17 protein-coding genes are annotated in these 20051 nt (G+C 68.0%); 6 read left to right on the top strand and 11 right to left on the bottom strand.

Going from position 1 to position 20051, the window contains the following annotated elements; all coding sequences use genetic code 11:
* The first annotated feature begins 23 nt into the window (after positions 1-23).
* A complete protein-coding gene (locus tag F4Y45_10090; protein ID MXY24857.1) occupies positions 24-890 on the top strand; it encodes an aldolase in 867 nt (288 codons plus the stop codon).
* A gap of 23 nt (positions 891-913) precedes the next feature.
* Here F4Y45_10090 and F4Y45_10095 read toward each other — a convergent pair whose 3' ends face one another.
* Genes F4Y45_10095 through F4Y45_10105 form a run of 3 tightly spaced genes read right to left on the bottom strand, consistent with a single transcriptional unit; the run spans position 914 to position 3895 of the window.
* Complete coding sequence (locus tag F4Y45_10095; protein MXY24858.1) at positions 914-3016, bottom strand: carboxypeptidase regulatory-like domain-containing protein; 2103 nt, start codon at positions 3014-3016, stop codon at positions 914-916.
* Complete coding sequence (locus F4Y45_10100; GenBank protein MXY24859.1) at positions 3013-3465, bottom strand: hypothetical protein; 453 nt, start codon at positions 3463-3465, stop codon at positions 3013-3015. The genes F4Y45_10095 and F4Y45_10100 overlap by 4 nt, the downstream gene beginning before the upstream one ends.
* A gap of 4 nt (positions 3466-3469) precedes the next feature.
* Positions 3470-3895 (bottom strand): heme-binding protein, encoded by a 426-nt coding sequence (locus F4Y45_10105; protein ID MXY24860.1) that lies wholly within the window; start codon positions 3893-3895, stop codon positions 3470-3472.
* Positions 3896-3999: 104 nt separating this feature from the next.
* On the opposite strand from F4Y45_10105, the gene F4Y45_10110 reads away from it, so the two are divergent.
* Positions 4000-5658: an MBL fold metallo-hydrolase gene (locus F4Y45_10110; GenBank protein MXY24861.1), complete on the top strand. Its 1659-nt coding sequence runs from the start codon at positions 4000-4002 to the stop codon at positions 5656-5658.
* Positions 5659-5668: 10 nt separating this feature from the next.
* Here F4Y45_10110 and F4Y45_10115 read toward each other — a convergent pair whose 3' ends face one another.
* The 3 genes from F4Y45_10115 to F4Y45_10125 are packed head-to-tail and all read right to left on the bottom strand — an operon-like array spanning position 5669 to position 8317.
* Complete coding sequence (locus F4Y45_10115) at positions 5669-6826, bottom strand: SMP-30/gluconolactonase/LRE family protein (protein MXY24862.1); 1158 nt, start codon at positions 6824-6826, stop codon at positions 5669-5671.
* Entirely contained in the window at positions 6750-7154 is a 405-nt protein-coding gene (locus tag F4Y45_10120; protein ID MXY24863.1) for a hypothetical protein, read from the bottom strand. Before F4Y45_10120 ends, F4Y45_10115 begins: the two co-directional genes overlap by 77 nt.
* A gap of 56 nt (positions 7155-7210) precedes the next feature.
* Entirely contained in the window at positions 7211-8317 is a 1107-nt protein-coding gene (locus F4Y45_10125) for a HupE/UreJ family protein (protein ID MXY24864.1), read from the bottom strand.
* A gap of 42 nt (positions 8318-8359) precedes the next feature.
* Between F4Y45_10125 and F4Y45_10130 the strand changes: the two genes are divergently transcribed.
* Positions 8360-8965 (top strand): acyloxyacyl hydrolase, encoded by a 606-nt coding sequence (locus tag F4Y45_10130; GenBank protein ID MXY24865.1) that lies wholly within the window; start codon positions 8360-8362, stop codon positions 8963-8965.
* A gap of 60 nt (positions 8966-9025) precedes the next feature.
* Here F4Y45_10130 and F4Y45_10135 read toward each other — a convergent pair whose 3' ends face one another.
* Positions 9026-11653, bottom strand: a complete 2628-nt coding sequence (locus tag F4Y45_10135; GenBank protein ID MXY24866.1) for an aminopeptidase — start codon at positions 11651-11653, stop codon at positions 9026-9028.
* On the opposite strand from F4Y45_10135, the gene F4Y45_10140 reads away from it, so the two are divergent.
* Together F4Y45_10140 and F4Y45_10145 are read left to right on the top strand one after the other, a co-directional pair.
* Entirely contained in the window at positions 11551-12117 is a 567-nt protein-coding gene (locus tag F4Y45_10140) for a DUF3291 domain-containing protein (protein ID MXY24867.1), read from the top strand. The two genes, F4Y45_10135 and F4Y45_10140, sit on opposite strands and share 103 nt — an antisense overlap.
* Before the next feature lie 8 nt (positions 12118-12125).
* Positions 12126-14231, top strand: a complete 2106-nt coding sequence (locus F4Y45_10145; protein ID MXY24868.1) for a PQQ-binding-like beta-propeller repeat protein — start codon at positions 12126-12128, stop codon at positions 14229-14231.
* A 46-nt stretch (positions 14232-14277) separates the two neighbouring features.
* Here F4Y45_10145 and F4Y45_10150 read toward each other — a convergent pair whose 3' ends face one another.
* Both F4Y45_10150 and F4Y45_10155 read right to left on the bottom strand, forming a co-directional pair.
* Positions 14278-15183 (bottom strand): MBL fold metallo-hydrolase, encoded by a 906-nt coding sequence (locus F4Y45_10150; protein MXY24869.1) that lies wholly within the window; start codon positions 15181-15183, stop codon positions 14278-14280.
* Positions 15184-15198: 15 nt separating this feature from the next.
* Positions 15199-16881: an SMP-30/gluconolactonase/LRE family protein gene (locus F4Y45_10155; GenBank protein MXY24870.1), complete on the bottom strand. Its 1683-nt coding sequence runs from the start codon at positions 16879-16881 to the stop codon at positions 15199-15201.
* Positions 16882-16899: 18 nt separating this feature from the next.
* Here F4Y45_10155 and F4Y45_10160 point away from each other — a divergent pair, with 18 nt between their 5' ends.
* A complete protein-coding gene (locus tag F4Y45_10160; GenBank protein MXY24871.1) occupies positions 16900-17274 on the top strand; it encodes a hypothetical protein in 375 nt (124 codons plus the stop codon).
* 76 nt (positions 17275-17350) lie between these two features.
* Here F4Y45_10160 and F4Y45_10165 read toward each other — a convergent pair whose 3' ends face one another.
* Entirely contained in the window at positions 17351-18664 is a 1314-nt protein-coding gene (locus tag F4Y45_10165; protein MXY24872.1) for a hypothetical protein, read from the bottom strand.
* A gap of 27 nt (positions 18665-18691) precedes the next feature.
* Complete coding sequence (locus F4Y45_10170) at positions 18692-20044, bottom strand: DUF1552 domain-containing protein (GenBank protein MXY24873.1); 1353 nt, start codon at positions 20042-20044, stop codon at positions 18692-18694.
* Between the last annotated feature and the right edge of the window lie 7 nt (positions 20045-20051).

Below are 20051 nucleotides of genomic sequence, written 5' to 3' on the forward strand. Positions count from 1 at the left end.
GGTTGAACAGGAGGACCCAGAGAATGACGTATTCGACAGGCCGCAAGCTGATGAAGTGGTGGTTTCCGGTACTGGCCGTCGCACTGGGGGGAGCGGTGTCAACCGCTTGCGGAGCGGACATGGGCGTCGCCCAGCCGCAGGTACGCCTCAACAAGGTGATCGAGGCTATCGAGGACGGACGGCCCGCCATCGCCAACCAGGACTGGCGTTTCGTCGACATGGAGCACTCCGCCTTCTCGGGCGAGCGGATCGACCGCGTGCTGGAGGAGATGGACCAGGATCGCGACGAGACGGGCCGGATGACGTTGACGCCAATGGTCCGGATCCCGATGGACGGCGACGAGGACTTCAAGTGGGCGATCAAGCAGGTGCTCGATCTGGGCGGCTTCGGGGTCATCGTGCCGCATGTCGACACCGCGGAAGAGGCGGACCGGCTGGTCCGCGCGGTCCGTTATCCGCCCGCCCGGGACGCCGCACAGCCCGAGCCGCGAGGTGAACGCGGTTGGGGACCGGGCGGAGCGATCCGGCGCTGGCAAGTCGCGGATGCCGGCGAGTACTACGCGAAGGCGGACGTCTGGCCCCTCAACCCGGACGGCGAGTTGTTCGTCGTGGCCATGATCGAGTCCGCCGAGGCGGTAGCCAACCTGGAAGCCATCCTGCAGACGGCGGTGAGCGCCATCATGGTAGTGCCGGGTGACATGAGCATCGACCTCGGTCTCGGACCCGCCCCCGGACCCGAGAACCATCCGGAGGTGGAAGAGACGTTCACCCGGGTGCGCGAGATCTGCCAGGCGCAGGATCGCGTCATCTGCGGCATCGGCGACGGCGCCGCCCGGCTGCAGCAACGGATCGACGAGGGCTGGGGCTTCATCCTCCCCCTCGGCGGCTAGCGCGCCCTGGCGTGCGCCTCGCGCTACTTCGCCAGCGGATCGGGGCGAACCTGGAACTTGACTGCCTTCTGCAGAGTCCCGGGGCCGCCTTCCAAGTGCCAGGCGGCGTAGTTCGAATAGCTCGACCAGAGCCCCTTCCCCTTCCAGCCCGTCGCCGGATCGTCGATCCGGCCGACTGACGAACGGGAGAAGAATCCGAGCGGATACGGCACCCGCAGCGTGACGAACTCGCCGGTCGAGGGAATGAACACCTCGAGCGAGTCGGTGTTCACGACGCCGTAGACCGGGGTCTCCGGCCCGAAGCCGAGCACGTCGTGGTGGTCGATCTGCGTCAGATAGCTCTCGTCCGAATTGATCGGCATCGTCGCATTCTCGTAGGTCGGCTTCTCCATCCGGTGGAGCGTCCATCCCTCCGGGCAGCTCTGGCCCGTCGCGGTCGGTCCGTTCGTCACGCTGCAGACGCTTCGGTCGAACGCGGCGAAGTGGCCGCTGCCCCGCCAGTCCTGATAGATGATGCCGTCGCGCGTTATGTGGAGTCCGCCGCTTCCGTACGGCTGGGGATCCGCCGCGGTCGGAGGCGGCATGTACACCTCCGCGATACAGCTCTCCGGCGGATTGTCACCGAGCTCCAGGCGGACGAGGGTGTTGTCGTCACGGCCGTTGTCCGAGCACCAGACGCTGCCATCCGCTGCGTTGACCGCGGGTGAGTAGCAGCCGTAGGCGATGCGGTGGTCGCGCGATGGGTCGACCGGCTCGCCCGGCTCGGTCCAGCCCGGCGTGATGACGCCGTCGCCGTTCGTGTCGATGACGGTCGGGCACCACCCCTGGGAGGCCTCGACGTCACCCGTCTCGTCCCACAGCTCGACGTCAATCCAGCCCACGCCCTCACGGAAGCCATAGTAGAAGCGTTCGTCGTGGCCGAGCTGGTTATGGTCGGCCGAGTAGCAGGTGTCGATCTCGCTGAACGTCTCCGTGGGCGGGTCGTACAGGAAGACCTGCCGCGTCCCCACCTCGATCGGGAAGTACGCCGCAAACGGGTTGTCGCCGTCCGTGCAGAACGACGGTTGTTCGTCCGGTCCGCGCACCCGTCCGGTCAGCCAGACGCGCCCGTCGCCGTCCATGGCGACACTTCGCGGGTCGGCGGAACGGGCCCAGATCGGCTCGTCGCCGTAGTAAGGCGACGTCGGCGTGTCAGTCAGGATGCGGGGCGCGCTCGATGGAATCGGGATGTTGAACGCGCGGTGCTCCACTGGATCGATCACGGCCAGGATGTCGCTCGGCTGAACGACGCCGTACACCAGGCCGTTCGCGTTCACTGTCCCGTCTCGGACGTCGGACGGCGCGCTGTCGGTCCGCCCGTCGGTCTCGGTCCCCCAGTCCCAGAGCGTGACGACGATGTTCCGTTCGGCGCCCGTCGGACGCGGCGGCGTCTGTGCCGGCACCTCCCCCGCCGCAATGCGGTCGGTCCAGTCGGCGAACATCTCGCGCTGATCCCCCAAGCCGCGCCACATGCCCGCCATGGACGACCCCATCGGCCCCATCGCGACCCGTCGATCCCACGCATCGAAGTGGGAATCGGCGTTGGCCAGAATGCTCCCGGGAATCTCGCGGGTCGCCTGATTGCCTACCTGGTGGCAATTGAGACACCCGGTGACGCGACTTCCCAGTTCCTGCTGCGACTGCTCGCCCTCCGGCAAGTGCATCATCGAGAGCCACCAGGCGGCGGGATAGACATGGGCGGCAGCGATCGGATCCGGCGCGACCGTGGCATCGAGGTCGAGTCGGGCGCCCGGTTGCGCGGCAACCGGGTCCGAGTCGACCAGGCCGTAGCCACGCACCCAAACGTCGTAGGTCGCCGCCGGCAGGTCGGGCAGCACGTAGCGCCCCTGATCGTCTGTGGCCACGATCCGAATGAAGCGGGTTGGAAGATCGGTCGTCTCGGCAACCACCCAGACGCCCGCCTCCGGGCCGGCCCCACTCGTCACAACGCCGCCGATATCGTCCGGGTCGAGGGCGATGCCGTCCGCCGGCCCATCGGACGGACCCAATTCGCCGCAGGCGATCGCCGCCGCCGCCAGCGCCGCGGCCGTCAATCCCCACCAAGTCGTCCGTGCGCGTCGTGTCATGGCTCGCTTCCTCCGTAGTCCAGTTCGTCGTAGCCGCCACTCGGCGTCCACTGCACCCGCTTAACGGGAGGGTTGCCACCCGTGGCCTCGCCCGGCCGGTAGATGTAGACGAGCACCTCGTCGTAGCTTCCCTCAAGCGGGCCGATCAACTCGCGCGCGACTTCAGCGCCGGTCTCCGGGTCGTTCACTTCCACTTCGATCGTGAAGATCCCGTGCGCGGTCGCCATTCTGACGATCCGCCACGCGTCGTTGGCCAGTTCGGGGCCCTCGGGTGCGCCGACAGCCACCGGCGCCGACTCATCCCGCGCCTCCGGCCCCGGTTCACCCGCACCGCCGCAGCCGGCTCCCCCCGCTGCGATCAGCAGCGGGCCCGCAGCCGGCACGAGCACCGAACTCGCCGCCGCCGCGAGCAGCGCGCGGAACCGGCCGCCGCCGCGCGCGCGGCGCATCGTGCTACCCCAGGCTGGCCAGGAACGCGTCGATCCCCGCCTGCGCCACCACCTCGTCCTGGTCCGGCGTGCCGGAACTGCAGCCAACGCCACCCACGATCTGATCGTCGACGAAAAGCGGCAGCCCGCCCGCCACGATCATGAATCGCCCCTGGTTGCTGACGTGGATGCCGAACGCCGGCCCACCCGGGCCGCTCACCTCGCCGTATGCACGGGTCGATCGCCGTGCCGCCGCCGCCGTGAACGACTTGCTGATCGCCACGTCGATGCTGGTGATGCGCCCGTTGTCCATCCGGTGGAACATCAGCAGGCTGCCGTTGTCGTCCGTAATCGCGATATCCATGTCGACGCCGATTTCGCGCGCCTTCGCCTCCGCCCCGTCCATGATGATGCGCGCGTCGTCGAGCGTCAGCTTCTGTACCGTCTTCATTCCTGCTCCTTCCGTTGCCGCGGCCGCCCGGTCTTCCGCCGGTCGCGCCCCGAGCATAGCACCGCCACCACTCCTGATACAGTGTCGGGAATCAGGAGGATCCGATGCGCCAACAGCCCCGGATGTTCGCTGCCCTCGCCGCTATTCTGATAGCCGCAGGCGGCCTTGCCGTGACCAACACCACGGCCCAGGAATTCGCCCCCGGCTTCGTGGACCCCGAACCCATCCTCCGCGCCGCGCGCGAGGCGATCGGAACGGACAACGTCCGTTGCGTGACCATCGCCGGCACGGTCGACTACGGCGGCATGGTGGGTCAGCAGCGGCACCATGGCTACGAAGTGGACTGGCCCCGCATGGGCCCGTGGCCAAACTACGTGCGGACCATGAACTGGGACGCCGGCACCCTGACCGAGGCGTTCGACCGCGAACCGGGGTTCGCTCCGGCATCGTGGCGGTGGGGCCTCGGCTGGCTGGGTGGCACCCCGATTCAGCAGGAAACGCGCCAGCACTTCGACGTCAACGGCATGCACGGCTGGGCACGCGACGGCACCGATGGAGAGCCGGTCGCCGCCCTCCCGGAGGACGCCGAGCGCTGGCAGCTCGACATGTGGATCAACCCCCACGGCTTCCTGAAGGCGGCGCAGAAGCCGGGGGCGAACCCGCATGCCACGTGGCGTTGGGAGCTCGGGGAGATGGGACGCGACGGCGTCACGGTGCGGCCCGAGAAGATGTGGATCGTCTCGATCACGGTGATGGACAAATACCGCGTCGACGCCACCATCAACAGCGAGAACCTGTTGCAGCGGATTCACACCTGGGTGGGCGATCCGGTGCTCGGCAACATGAATTACGAACACGAGTTCACCAACGCCAGCTATATTGACGTCGGAGACGGGATCCGGTTTCCCACCGGCTGGCATCACCACCAGGGGTGGGACGACAACTTCCAGACGCAGAGCGTCAACGCCGGTCATAACGCGTTCAACGCCACTCTGGCGGACATCACCGTGAACGGCGATGACTGCATGGCCCCGGTCGAGGTGCCCTCCCCGGTGCGGGACGCCACCTTCCCGATGACGGTCGAGACCGACGAGCTAGCCGAAGGCGTCTGGCTGATGGGCGGCGGCTCGCACAACAGCGTGGCGGTGGAGTTCGACGACTTCATTGCGGTAGTGGAGGCTCCGGTCAGCGAGGCACGCAGCCTCGCAGTGATCGAGGAGGTCGTCCGCCTCGTGCCGGACAAGCCAATCCGCTTCCTCGTCAACACGCACCAGCACCACGACAGCATCGGCGGACTGCGCACCTACATGCACATCGGGGCAACTATCGTCACGCACTGGCAGAACCACGAGTTCTATACCCGCGACGTGCTCAACTACGCCCCGCGGACGCTGCTGCCTGACATGGTGTCGCTCTGGCCGCCCACCGAGCTGGCCGAGGGCTACCAGTACGAAGTGATCCGGGAGAACTACTGGCTGACCGACAAGTCAGGCTCCCAGCGCATGCACATCAGCTACGTCCATCCGCTCCGCCACGTGGAGGGGATGCTGATGGCGTACCTGCCGGACGAGCGGATCCTGATCGAGGCGGACATCTACAATCCGCCGCGCCCCGGCGCGCCCGGCGCGCGAGAACCGAACGCCGATCACCGCAGCCTGTTCCGGCAGGTCGAGAGGTTCGGCTTCGACGTCGAAACGATCGTTCCAATCCACGGAGATCCCGTCCCGTGGAGCCAGTTCGAGTCCTTCGTCGGGGCGCGCTAGCGCCAGACCGCTAGCGGCGCGTGCCGGTGATGTCGGTCCGGATGCGGAAGAGCGTCTTACCCGACGTGACGTAGAGAGTGCGAAGGTCGTCGCCGCCGAATGCGGCGTTCGTGATCGTGTCCTCCGGGATCGGGATGTGCTCCATCAGCTCTCCCGACGGCGAGAAAACGTGGATGCCGGCGACCGTGTCCAGCGTCTCGCTGGTCCCGCGCAGGCGGTTGAGTCCGGCGGCCACGTAGAGGTTCCCCTCGCTGTCGATGGTCATGCCGTCACCGCTCCGCCCGGGGTAGAAGTCGTGGAAAACCCGGCTGTTGCTCGCCGTGCCGTCGGGGGCCAGATCGAAGGCGCGGATCATGCGCGCGCCTCCTTCCTGCTGCTCGGTTTCGATGACGTATAGCGTGGTGTCGTCAGGAGAGATGACGATGCCGTTCGGGCGAAGCACCTCCGGCTCGGTCAGGATGCGGGCGACGGTGCCGTCGGGATCGATCCGGTAGACGCCGTGCACGTTCGTCTTGTCCGGATCGGGCGGCACGCCCAGGTCGGGACGGTCGGTAAAGTAGACGCGCCCCTGGCCGTCGATCGTCAGGTCGTTCGGCCGGTGCAGTCCCAGGCCTTCGAACGCGTCGGCCAGCACCTCGATCTCGCCGGTGTCGATCGTGGTCCGGCTGATGCGGGGCGGGATGTCCGCCCCGTTACCCGCCTCGGCGGCCAGCAAACGCCACTCACCATCGAAGATGAGGCCGTTGGCGCCGTTGCTCGGCTCGCGGAAGGTCGTAACCGTCCCGTCCGGGTCCATTCTCAGAATCCGGCTGTTGACGCGGAGGTCGGTGAAGTAGACCGCCCCCGCCTCGTCGACCGTCGGGCCCTCGGTGAACGAGATCGCCGCGGCGGCCTCGACCGCGCGCGAAGATGAGACGGCAGGTTCGTCGGCCGGCGCCGGTTCGGCTGGCGACGGGGCCTCCGCCGCCCCGCAACCGGCCAGCATTACGGCCGCCACCGATGCTAGAGCCAGTCCTTGAACTGGCACGTTCAGGTGCATTGAGGTCATCGCGTCCTCTCCCGCGCCGGCACTTCTACCGCCGGCAATCCGATCACCAGTCCCACGCCGCCGCGTTCTCGTCCCAGAGCGCGTAACACTCCTGCGCGATGCCCGCCTCCAGGAATGCATTGGGCAACCGTGAGATCGTACCGATCGGTTCGATCAACTGCCCGTCCGCATACCACGAGGCGCTGATCGCCCCCTGCACCGGCGCGCCACCCGGCCGGGCGATGGAAGCGAAATCGATCGTGACCCGCCACGACACGTCGTCGCCATCGGCGCGCCGCTCGATGAAGCGGATCGCGTCCCCTTCCCGTTCGAGTCCGTCTACCGAGCCGACGCCCTCGATCTGCTCGACAAACGAGGTCTTCAGGTTGTCCTCACCCGGCTCGACCGCGCAGGCGACAACCAAGGACAGGACGGCAAGAAGCGGAACGGTCGGCTGTAGCAATCGCATGGGTCAGTCCAGGGTCCGCTCGTCCATCAGCCGGGCGGTCGCGATGTTCCACCCTCTCATACGATTCCCCCCGACAGAAAGACCCGTTCCACGAACCAAAAGGCGCCGGCCAGGGCAACCGCGACGGATCCGGCCACCATCAGGCGCCGGCCCGCGATCGGACTGCGCGCCCGGATCGCCCCCAGGAGCGCGGCAACCACGACGACGATCGTGAGCTGCCCTACCTCCACGCCAAGATTAAACGAAAAGAGCGACCAGCCGATCGCACCGGTCGGCAACCCCATCTCCCGCAGGACGCTCGCGAATCCGAAGCCGTGGATCAGGCCGAACACCAGGGCGATCCAGACCCGCATGTCCTTCCCGCCGCGCGACAGCAGGTTGTCCAGGCCGACGTAGACGATGCTGAGCGCAATGATGGGCTCGACCATCCGGGCCGAGGGCGTCATGATCTCGAGCACGGCGAGGGTCAGCGTGACCGAGTGCGCGATCGTGAACGCGGTCACGACGAGCACGAGCTGTCGTACCCGGCCGCCCAGCAGCAGGAGGCCGATCAGGAAGAGGATGTGGTCCGGGCCAATCAGGATGTGGTGAACGCCTGACGGCACGAAGCGCTGCATGACCGCCCAGACGCCCTGGCGCGTCCCCGTGAAGTACTCGTAGCTGGTGTCTTCCCCGCCCAAGATCGCCTGCGTCATCAGCTCGGCGTCCTCGTACACGTTCAGAAACGTCTGGTGATTGGGGTCGTACGGGAACAACTGCGTCGAAACCTCGACCGAACCGGGCCGGTCGTCGAGCCGGTGACGGGCGCGGAGACGGACCGATTGGCGTTCGCGCAGCGGCTCGGGGTCGGACCAGCCGTCCAACGTGATGGGTTGCCCATCCACCAGCATCCGGAGACGCTCGGTGATGATCGCGGCCAGCCGGTCGCCGCGCGGGCGGAGGATGTCGGGATTGAGCGCGAGCGCCGGATCGTCCAGATCGAACTCGTAAGCGACGTCCCAGACGTGGACCACCACGGTCACGTCCAGCTCCGGCGCGCCGCCCTCCAGCGACGCCAGTCGGACGTCCACGAAACTGAACGGGGCCGGATGGGCCACCGCACGCCCGGACCCCGCCAACACGAAGGCGGCAACGAGCAGCACGCAGGGAACCAGTCGCCTCATCGGGAGACATGGTAATCGAACGCCGCTCTATGATGGTGGACCGTGGCGCCCTACCTCGACCGCCGCCACTGCCTTCACTGGGCAGGAGTCGCCGCGCTTGTTCTTCTGATGGCCCTCGGGCCAGATGCGGCCTCGGCCCAGACGCCCCGTCTGGCCGCCGGAAACTGGACGCGCAGCCTGGCCGCCGGCTGGGGCCACGGTTGGCGCTACGCAATTCCCGGCTACGGAAAGACCGAGAGCCCCATCCGTTTCGTTGCTCTCCATCCGCAACTCGGCCGTTTTGTGACCAACCACCTCGAGATCTACGGCGAGGGAACGCTGCTGCTGTACGACCGCCCGGCTACTGCCGTCAGCGCGGGCCTGGCCGGGCTCGGCGGCCGCTATCACGTCTGGCGTGACCGCCCGTGGACGCCCTACGTCGTCGGAATCGCCGGACTGCTATGGACGTCCCTCGACGTGCCGGAGGTCGACCGCGTCTTCAACTTCCAGCTCGTCTACGGGGTTGGGGTCCGCACCGTTCCTCCCCGCGGACCCGGCCTTATTCTGGAGTTCCGCAACCACCACACTTCGAACGCGGGCACCAGGGGAGAGAACCTCGGTCTAAACGCGGCAACGGTCATCGCCGGCGTCCACTGGGTCTTGCGCTAATACCGCAACACCACCCCATGACGTAGTGCCCCCGTTGTCCCAGGGGAAGCGACCTGGCGTTCACCGAGGCGTGTCGACGATGCTGGCCGCGCGCAGAAGCCCGTCGGCCGCCTGCAGCACCTTGGCGCGGAGACGGGGCGGGAGATCCGGGCGGTCGGCCAGGTACTGCTCGACGATGGCGGCCGCGCCCGCCGACTGGTGCCCACCCAGCGTCGCATCGAGCCAGCGCAGGGGGAAGAAGATATCGCCGGTCCGCTGGATCTCTTCCAGGAGGTCGAGGCTCGGCCGGATGTAGGGTTCCGATTCGCGCGCCCGCAGCGGGTGATGCAGGAAGCCCAGCGCGGTCAGCACCCAGGGTTCGCGGGCCCGGTTGGCGGGATCGCCAAGCGACTCGAAGAAAGCATCCCGCGCGGCGCGTTCACCGGACAGCGCCGGCATCACGAACTCGAACGCCGCACGCCGATCCGGATTGTCGATTCCGTCTCGCTCCGCCGCGAGGATCTCGGCGCTGGACACCACTCCCCGAACCGCAAGCCCCTGGGCGAGCGCCGTGAAGTCCCGCTCGGCGAGCGGCAGGCCGGGCACTGCTTCCTCTTCCCGCCAGATGCGCTCCAGACGAGCCACCGCGTCCGCGGAGAGGGCCACGTTGCGGTAGGCGCCGAACCAGGCCGCGGCCAGACTGCGGCTGTCCGCCTCGGTGGTCCCGCGCCACAGCAGCACCTCGATCTCCGGCGCGAGCGCCGTCCGGCGCTCCGGCGTCAGGTAGCGCCAGTAGGCCGAGGTCAGATAGCCGAGGCCACGTGAGATGTTCTGCTCGTCGGTCTCCGCCGGCAGCGCGCGACGGGCAAGATCGATCAACGCCTCGGCGTCGACTTCACCCTCCAGAAGCAACTCCCAGAGGGACACCCAACCGATGGCCCGTGTCAGCGGGTCGTCGATGCTCGGCAGTTCCGCCAGCAGGTAGTCGCGCGTGCGCGGGTCGAGCGCCATGAGCCCGTAACCGAGGCCGCCGCCGTTGGCCAGAACGTAGTCGGGAGCCGGACGCCCGACCGCCTCGGCAACAACCGCCTCCGGGTCTCGCAAGTGAACCTCCAGGGTCTCCGGCGGCTCGCCGGCGTACCCCAGCCGCAGATCCAGTCGCTGGTTCCAGAGACGTCCCGCTTCCGCGGGGTCAGCCTGCTGCACCGCGAGGCGCTCGATTGTCGCCCCGTCGCTCTCCAGCCGCACGCCGACACGCGGCCGGCCGCTCTCTTCCACCCACGTTCGGCTCCAAGCCGCCAGATCCTCGGCTGTCCGACTGTCCAGTATCGCGATCAGGTCGGCCCAGCCTGCGTTGCCATAGGAATGGGCCGCGAGGTACTCGCGCAATCCGTCGCGCAATGCGGTCTCGCCGATCAACCTCTCCAGGTGGGCAAAGACTATCGGCGCCTTCTGATAGATGATGGCTCCGTAGAGGGTGCCCGCCTCGTTCAGGTTGTCGAGCGGCTGCCGGATGGGGTTGGCCCCGGCGGTGCGGTCGACGCCGTAGGCCGCCGGATGGTGCGCGAGCAGGAAACGCAGCTCGTGGTTCACGTTCGGGAAGGCGGGATTGACGATCTTCGCCGCCAGGAAGTTGGCGAAGGTCTCCTTCATCCAGACGTCGCTGAACCAGGTCATGGTGACCAGGTCGCCGAACCACATATGGGCCGTCTCGTGCGCAATCAGGCTGGCCCGCCCGAGATACGCGTTCTGTGTGGCGCTCTCGTCGAGCAGCATCGCGTCAGCGCGGTAGAAGATGGCGCCGGGGTGTTCCATCCCGCCGTACTGGAAGGCTGGCACCAGCACGAAATCGAACTTCTCGAACGGGAACGGAATGCCGGTGTACTCTTCCAGCCACGCCAGGGCTGACGCGTGCAGGTCGAAGACGGCGCCGGCATTGCGCTCGACCCTGTCGAGATCGGTCTCCCGGTGATACATCGCCATCCGCCGGCCGTCGCGCTCGGCTTCCTCCACCTCGAACTCGCCCGCCGCGAAGGCGAAGAGATAGCTGCTGATCGGGTCGGTTTCGGTGAACGTCAGGAGCGCCCTGTCGCCGCCATCCTCGCGTGAGGCCAGCGATCCGTTGGCCACCGCCCGCCAACCGGCCGGCACGTCGAGCTGCAGCCGGAACCGCGCCTTCAGGTCGGGCTGATCGAAGAGCGGAAAGGCAACGCGTGCGCGGTCCGGCACGAACAGGGTGTAGAGAAAGTCGTCCTGGCGGTTGAGCGACCCGTCGCCCGCCGTGAAGTCGACCTCGACGGTGACCGGCCCCGTTCCGCCCGGCACCGGGACGATCAGATGCTCATTGCGCAGATCCGGCTCTACCGGCGAGCCTCCGACGCGAACCGCGTGCACGTGCTCCGGCTGCGCTGCGAAATCAAAGACGACGGGCCCGGTGCCCTCCCAGGTGAACGTCGCCGTCACGTGCCCTTCGATCGCCTCGGAGCGCGACGCCGGCAGGGCGAACCGGACGTCATAACGCAGATCGTGGATGGCCGCCGCCCGCGCCTCCGCCAGATCGAGCGGCACGCCGGGTTCGATGTCGACCTCCGGCGCCCCTCCCGCACATGCGCACACCACTACGCCGCCCAGCGCGATCATCCCGGCAACCCGCACCCACCGATAGTAACCGCCAGCGGTTGCAGAAGTCCGATCCGGGCTCGTGCGCATACGATACCGACGTGGAACTCGCCCAGACGAATCTGGCGTGGATGCGGTATCCCCTCGAAGACCCGCGGATGGCGCCGATGCGGGACGAGATCGATCGCATCAACCGGATCGGCGACGACTCGCCCGGCTTCGTCTGGCGGTTTCAGACCGAGGCGGGAGACGCGACCGGCGTGCGCGTCCTCGATGACCCGAGGGTCCTCTTCAACCTGTCGATCTGGCGATCCGTCGCGGACCTGCGACGCTACGTTTATCAGACGGAGCATGTGGATTTCCTTCGGCGCCGCCGCGAGTGGTTCCTGCCCCCTCCGAAGGCGCCGCTGGCGATGTGGTGGATCGCCGACGGCGAACGGCCGACGACCACCGAGGCGATGGCACGGCTCGAACGGCTCTGGCGCGACGGCCCGGCGCCGGACGCGTTCACGTTGAAGGTCGCGTACGGGGCAGATGGATCCCTGCTTCGGTAGGGGCTGCGATGGCTTTGCGCGAGCGCGGACGGTACGCGATAGTGGCCGGCATGAGAACTGTCATCCACCTGGCGGTCCTGGTGTTGCTTCTCGCCGTCACGGCGCTCGGGCTTGGGTGGGCCGGACAGGCGCAGGGACCGCCCGATACGGACTGGTCGACGTACCTGGGCGACGTGGGGCGGCGTCACTACTCGCCGCTGGAGCAGATTACGCGCGAGAACGTCGATCGGCTCGAGCTGGCCTGGACCTACGACTCCGGCGAGCTGCGCCCCGGCAACTCGACGATGTACACCAGCCCGCTCGTCGTCGATGGCGTCCTGTACGGCCTGTCGCCGACACTCACCGCCTTCGCCCTTGACGCCGCTACCGGCGAGGAGCTCTGGCGCTACGACCCGGGCCTCGACGGCGCGCCCCAGCGCGGGCTGATGTGGTGGGAGCGCGAGACCCCCAGCGGCACCGTCGCGCGGCTGTTCTTCACCGGGAACGACTCCCTCGTCGCGCTCGATCCGGCGGCCGGACAACCGGTTATCGACTTCGGCGAGAACGGCATCATGAACCTGTCGGCCACCATGGAACGGGACGGCCCGCTCCGGGTAACGGTGCCCGGGATCGTCTTCGAGGACCTGCTCGTGTTCGGCTTCTCCACCAGTGAAGCGGCCGACGCGCTGCCCGGCGCGATATCGGCCTACAGCGCCATCGACGGCTCGCTGGTCTGGCGGCACCATAACGTGCCGCGTACGGGAGAGCCGGGCTCGGAAACGTGGGCTGACGGCTCACTGGAGGTGGCGGGCGGCGCCAACACCTGGACCGGCATGGCCCTCGACGCCGAGCGCGGCCTGCTGTTCGCGCCGACCGGATCGGCAACTCCCGACTTCTACGGCGCCTCACGGGTCGGCGACAACCTCTTCGCCAACAGCGTGCTGGCGATTGACGTCCGGACCGGGGAACGGCGCTGGCACTACCAGACGATCAGGCACGACGTGTGGGATCGCGACCTGCCGTCCCCTCCGACCCTCGTGCAACTGGAACGCGACGGCCGGACCATCGACGCGGTCGCGGTCACCAGCAAGTCGGGCCACCTCTTCCTGTTCGACCGCGAGACGGGCGAGTCGCTTTACGACATCGGCGAGGTGACGGCGCCCCCGAGCGACATACCGGGCGAGGTGGTGGTGACGACGCAGCCGGAGTCGTCGATCGCCCTGACGCGGCAGCGCTTCGAGATGACGACCCGCAGCCAGGAATCGATCGACTTCGTGAGCGCAATCTGGGACCGCCTCGATCAGCGGCCCTGGGCGCCGCCCAGCCTGCAGGGATCGATGATGTATCCCGGCTACGACGGGGGCCAGGAATGGGGCGGCTCGGCTTTCGACCCGGCCACCCATCGGCTGATCGTCAATTCGTCCGAGATCGGCGCCATCCTGCAGCTCTACGAGATTCCCGTGGGCTTCAGCGCACGTGCCGTCTATGCCGAGAACTGCGGCGCCTGCCACGGCGCCGACCGGGCCGGCAACGAGGTCGGCCCTGGCCTCATCGACATCGACGACCGGTTGACGGCGCGGGAAATCAACGACGTTGTCCGCAACGGGCGAGGACGCATGAACGGCTTCGCCCATCTGGACGAGGTCGAGATCCGCGCCGCCATCCGGTACATCCGTAATCCGGAGGAGGAAGAGGACCTGCCTCCGTCGACCGAGGTGGACTACGCATTCGGCGGCTACACCTGGCTACGCGATCAGGACGGCCTGCCCGGAAACCGTTCGCCCTGGGGCACGCTGACGTCAGTCGACCTGGCGACGGGCAACTTCGACTGGCAGGTGCCGTTCGGCGACTATCCGCAGACCATCGGTCAGGGCCTCGGTTCCGAGAGTTACGGCGGCCCGGTCGTGACCGCCAGCGGACTGATCTTCATCGCCGCGACGCCGGACCGGAGGATCCGCGCGTTCGACACGCGCGACGGCTCGGAACTGTGGCACGCGGATTTGCCCGCGGCTGGCTTCTCGACGCCGGCGGTCTATGCGGCAGGCGGGCGCCAGTTCGTCGTCATCGCCGCCGGCGGCGGCCGGATGGGACCTCCGTCGAGCGCGGAGTACTACGCCTTCGCGCTGCCCGACTGAGCGGCCCACACGACGCGATCCGCGGTCCCCTGCCCGTCGGTCGACCCTACTGGCCCAGTTCCTCGTAGATGGCCTGGATCGCGGCGGCCATCCGCTCCGTCCGGTAGCCCTCGTACTGGCTGGTCAGGTCGATGGACGCCGCGGCCTGCTCTGCCGTCTGGCCGTCGGCAATCGCCTCGCGCACGGCCCCGAGCAGGTCCGCCGTGAACCGCTGGTACTCCTCCAGACTGTCGGGCGTCGTCACCGGGATATGGCCCGGGATGACCGTGTCGAATCCATCCACGTTATCGAGGAGCTTCCTTAGCGTCTCGGGGAACTCGACGCCGCTGCCGCCGTTGTTCCGATCGAGGAACGGCGCATCCTGCCAGGGGAACATGTCGCCCATCTGCAGGACCCGCAGGCCGGGATAGAGGATGAACGTGTCGCCGCTCGTATGGCCCGGACCGAAGTGGTACAGCTCGATCCGATCGGCTCCCGATCCCAGCGTCAACTGGTCGTTGTAGGTCCGGTCCGGCAACCCGCGCGCCCCGTCGCCCGCGAAGATGTCCATCCCCGCCATGTTCAGGCGGGTGTTCTCGTGGACGACGATCTCCACCTCCTCGGGGAAGAACATGTTGCTGCCGACATGGTCGCCATGCGTATGCGTGTTGATGATCGTCGTGACCGGCTTGTCGGTGACCGTCCGGATCCGCTCCATGAGCGCGGGACCCCAACCACCCAGCTTGGTGTCGACCAGCGTGACGCCCTCGGCGCCGACGTAGACGCCGGTGTTACCGCCACTGAACGCCTCGCGGTTCAGCGGGCTCGATCCGGTGATGACGTACAGGTTGTCGCGCACCTGCTCGATGACCGCCGCATCGAGCGCGGCCTGTGTGAGCTGCTGTTCCGAGTTGACGGCGACCGAGAAACCGGCCGCCATGACGAGAGCACCGAGTACCAGAATCCGCTTCATCGTCGCCTCTAACCGCTACTCGAACGTGACCCGCGTGATGCTCGGCGGATCCTCGTCGGCGAAGTGCGGGTGGACGACATACACGTCGTCACCGACGACGGCCGCCGTCGTCCCCTGTGTCTCGAACGGTGCGACTCCCGCGACGCTCGCCGTCGCCCAGTCGTCGTCGCTCGTGAGCGCCACCACCTGGTTCGCCGAGTTGCTGACTATCGCCAGCCGCCCCGCGCTCCAGACCATTCCGTCCTGACCGGGCACTTCCTGAGGCAGCGTCACTTCGGACGACGCCGCCGGATCGGCAAGCGGCACCTTCCAGAGCGTCGCGCCGCGCGCCACCAGCAGATAGCCCCCAGGATGGTGGACGATGCCGTTCGGGCCGGCGCCGCCATCGTCGAACCGGTGGAAGAGCGACGCCTCGTAGTCGGCCGTCACCCGATACAACGCGTTCAGCCGCGTGTCGGTGACGTAGGCGGTGCCGTCATCGGAAACCGCCACGTCGTTGGCGAAGTGAACGGCGTCGTCGCCCGCTTCGGCCACCGCGGCGAGATCGACCATCGTGATGCGCTCGCCGGTCGTCAGGTTGTACACGCCCAGCTTCGCCTGCCCCATGCCGCCCGACTGGAATACCGAGCGGTCGGCGTTGGCGACCAGAAGGCGGTCGCGTGGCTCATCCGCCTCGATCCCAACCGAGGAAACCAGCTCTTCGTCTTCGACCAGCGGCGTCACCCGTCCGTCCGGATGCACCTCGTAGACCGAGCCCTCGGAGAGCGAGCCGGTAAGCAACCGGCCGTTCATCATGTCGAACTCCACCCCTTCCGGGATGAAGCCGCCCCGCTCGGCCACGATCTCGTCCGGCAGCATCGCCGCCGCCGGAGGGGCGGGCGGCGGCTCGGTCGCCGGGATCGGCGCCGACGCCGGCGGCTCGGATCCGCCGCCACAACCGACAAGCAGACCTGCCAGGGCCAGGAGCGCGGCGAACGCGGCAGTCGGGAAAGACACTCTACGCATACGGGAGCCTCCTCTGTCCGTAGGGTTCTGTCCGTAGTATAGGATGCAGCCGACATGCGGGACACCCTGGCGCAACTGCTCGCGGAATCGCCCACCCGGGAGTGGATGGTCTATCTGCTCAGCACCGTCCCCGGGCTCCCTCCGATCGCTCAGTCGTTCCACATCCTCGGGATCGCTGCCGTTGTCGGATCCATTGGCATGGTCGATCTCCGGTTTCTCGGCCTCGCCCTCCGGAACCAGAACGTAAGCGAGATGATCCACCGGCTGTTGCCGTGGACCTTTGTGGCGCTCGCGGTGAACCTGGTGACCGGCTCGCTCTTCGTCCTCGCGCGGCCCGTCCGCTACGTCTACAACCCCGTCGTCAGCTTCAAGCTGGCCTGCCTCATTCCGGCGGTGGCGATGGCCTTCGCCATCTGGTGGATGAACCGGCGAGAGCATGGCTACTGGGAGCGAACGCCAGCCCGGCTGGGGACGGCCCGCGCGATCGCGGTGGTGTCCCTTTGCTGCTGGATCGGCGTCATGCTGGCCGGGCGCTGGATCGCTTACTCCGAGTACATCACCGACCCCTTCTACTTTCCGTTCGCCTGGGAAGAACTCGCGGCCTACCCATCGATCTGGCAGTGGATTCAGGACCATCCCATCGCCCAGCACATCGGTTTCACGTGGTGGTTCCCGTTCCTGGAGTCGATCCATGTCATCGCGATCGGCCTGGTGGTCGGCTCCATCATGATGGTCGATCTGCGCCTCCTTGGACTCGCCGCGCTCCGCTATCCGGCGAGCCAGGTAACGCGCAAGCTGATCCCGTGGACCTGGGGAGCATTCGTCGTTGCGGCCATCACCGGCTTCGGCCTGTTCGCAACCCGGGCGACCGGCTACGTCGACAACACCGCCTTCCAGATCAAGTTCCTGCTGCTCCCCCTCGCCTGCCTGAACATGGCGTGGTTTCAGTTCCGCACGTTTCGAGGCGTAACGGTGTGGGATACCGCCGCCGACACACCGATGGCGGCCAAACTGGCCGGCGGGATCTCGCTGCTGCTCTGGGCGGGCATCATTCTCGCCGGCCGCTGGACGGGACACCTCATTTAGGGGTCCGCCGGCCTCCAGGCGGGCAAGAGAACACCAGTCGATGCGGGCGTGGACGCCGGCGCACCGCCGGTGACGCTCAGCGAATGGGATCGGGCGGGGTCGGCGACGTCGCTCCCAATCCGAGCAGGAGCGCTTCCATTTCGGGAAACCGCCGGCCGAGGTTGGCGTAGAAGATGCCCTGCGTAATCGTGAGCGGCGTCCAGCCCCGCTCGTTCACCGCGTTGAGCGGCGCTCCCCGATCGAGCAGGTAGCGGACCAGTTCGGGCGCATCGCGCATCACCGCGCCGTGCAGCGCGGTGTCGCCATTGTCGTCGACGGTGGCGACCGAGTCGCCAAGCTCCACCATCAGCTTGACCGCCTCCAACGCTTCCGCGGCGCTGCCCGGACTCTCGCTCGCCGACCAGATGCCGACGCCGGCCGCCACGAGCAACGCGGTCGTGCCGTCTTCGTTCGCCGTCATCGGGTCGGCGCCCAACTCGAGCAACATCCCCATCAGTTCGACGTCAACCGCCTTCGCGGCGAGCAGGAACGGCGTCGCTCCGGCCCGGTTCAGCATGTTGCGATAGCCGTCCTGCGGCTCCCCGGTCTGCCGCGCGTTGACGTCGGCGCCATGCGCCGCCAGGGCCCGGACCAGCTCCAGATCGGTCACCGGGCCGGACGGGATTGCCGACGGATTGTTGTAGTGGCGGTTCGGACGCCGGGTCCAGACCAACTGGTGCAGGGGCGTCCAGCCCGGTCCGTCCGCGGCGGCGTCGGCTCCCCGGTCGAGCAGGCGGATCGCGAGGCCGTAGTGCGCGTTCACCACGGCGAGATGGAGCGGACTCGTCCCATCCGGCAGCTCCAGGTTGACATCCGCGCCGGCGTCGAGGAGAGCGTCGACCGTGGCCCCGCGACCGGCCCGAACCGCGAAGGCGAGCGGCGTGAATCCACCGTCGGAGCGCGCATCGATACGGGCGCCGGCCCCGACGAGGGGCGCCACGACGGCGGCGTGACCCTCGGCCGCGGCCCACATCAGCGCGGTCTGCCCGCGCCAGCTCTCACGGGCGTGGACCGACGCGCCGGCGCCATGACGGAGGAGCGCCTCGACGCTCGCCACGATGCCGGTGCGCGCCGCCAGCATGAGGAGTGTCTCGCCCTGTGGCGAGACCTGGTTCGGATCGGCGCCGGCGGCCAGAAGCGCCTCGATAACGGCGGGATGGCCGGCGGCGCTGGCCAACGCGATCGGGGTTACGCCGTGGCGGGTTGCCGCATCGACCGCCGCGCCGTCCTCCAGATGCCGCCCGACCGCGGCGAGGTCGCCCGCGTGGGCCGCCTCGTGGAGCGCCGTCGCGCCGTCGCCGTCAATCTGCGCGGCCGGCGCGATCGCTACCGCCAACAGCAGGGCGAGCATGATGGAAGCGGTCGCTGCAGACGATCACTAGACGCCGCTCAGGCGGGCCAGCTCCGTCAACCGGCCCGTGCTGTCGCCCAGGCCGTCATCCAGGCGGATACCCGCCTTGTCGAGCTGGCTCACCAGCAGGTTGGTCATCGGCGTGTCGCGCGGATAGCGGAGGTGCCGTCCCCCCTGGAGCTGTCCGCCGCTCCCGCCCGCCAGCAGCAGCGGGAGGTCGTAGTGCAGATGCTTGTTGCTGTCGCTCAGTGCGGCGCCGTAGAGCACGAGCGACTGATCGAGCAACGTCCCGTCTCCGTCCGGGGTCGCCGCAAGCGTCTCGAGGAAGTCGCGGAACAGCGTGACATGGAACGTATTGATCTTTGCAAGCTGCGCCAGCTTCTCCGGATCGTTCCGGTGGTGCGACAGGCCGTGGTGCGATTCCGGGATCCCGACCTCCGGATAGGCGCGCCCGTTCAACTCGCGTCCCAGCATGAACGTGAAAACACGCGTGATGTCCGCCTGCCAGGCCAGCGCGGCGAGGTCGAACATCAGCCCGACGTGCTCGGTGTACGACTCCGGAATGCCGACGGGGCGATCCAGCGAGGGCAACTCCGCGTCGCTGCGCTCCGAGAGCTGAATGCGCCGCTCGATCGCGCGGACCGCGTCCAGATACTGCGTGACGCGCGCCCGGTCGCCCGCACCCACCTCCCGCTCGAGCCGATGCAGGTCATCCGCAATCGCGTCGAGAATGCTCCGGTCCTTCCGGAACTGCACGCGACGCTCGGCCGTCGATCCTCCCTCGCCGAACAGCCGTTCGAAGACGACGCGCGGATTGTTCTCCATCGGAAGCGGCGTTGTCGGCGTCCGCCACGCGATGGTGTTCATATAGATGCAGGAGTAGCCGTTCTCGCAGTTACCCACCAGGAAGTCGCGATCGATCGCCAGCTCGAGCGACGGCAGCGGCGTCTCGCGGCCGAGCTGCTCCGCGGCTATCTGGTCCGCCGTCATGCCGGCGCGGACGTCCGCCCCTTCGGTCTCCCTGGGATGGACACCGTTCAGCCAGGTGGCGGTAGCGCGCGTGTGCTCGCCGTTGCCGTCACCCAACGCTTCCGCCTGCCCCTGCGCCAGACCGCTCAGCACGACCATGCGATCACGGTAGGGGGCGAGCGGACTGAGCGTTGGTGACAGATCCAGCGGCCCGTCGGTCGGCGGCGTCCAGGCCCCCATCGACATGCCGTTCGGGATGTAGACCCATCCGAGGCGGCGGACCGGCGTCGCGGCGTGACCGACAAGGCCGGCGAGCGGCGGCGTCATGGCGTCGAGCAGCGGCAACGCAAGCGTGGCCCCCAGTCCACGCAGCACGGTCCGACGCGACAACGTCTTCCTGGTGATGATCATGGCTTCG

The sequence above is a fragment of the Acidobacteriota bacterium genome (assembly GCA_009838525.1).
Classification (GTDB): domain Bacteria; phylum Acidobacteriota; class Vicinamibacteria; order Vicinamibacterales; family UBA8438; genus VXRJ01.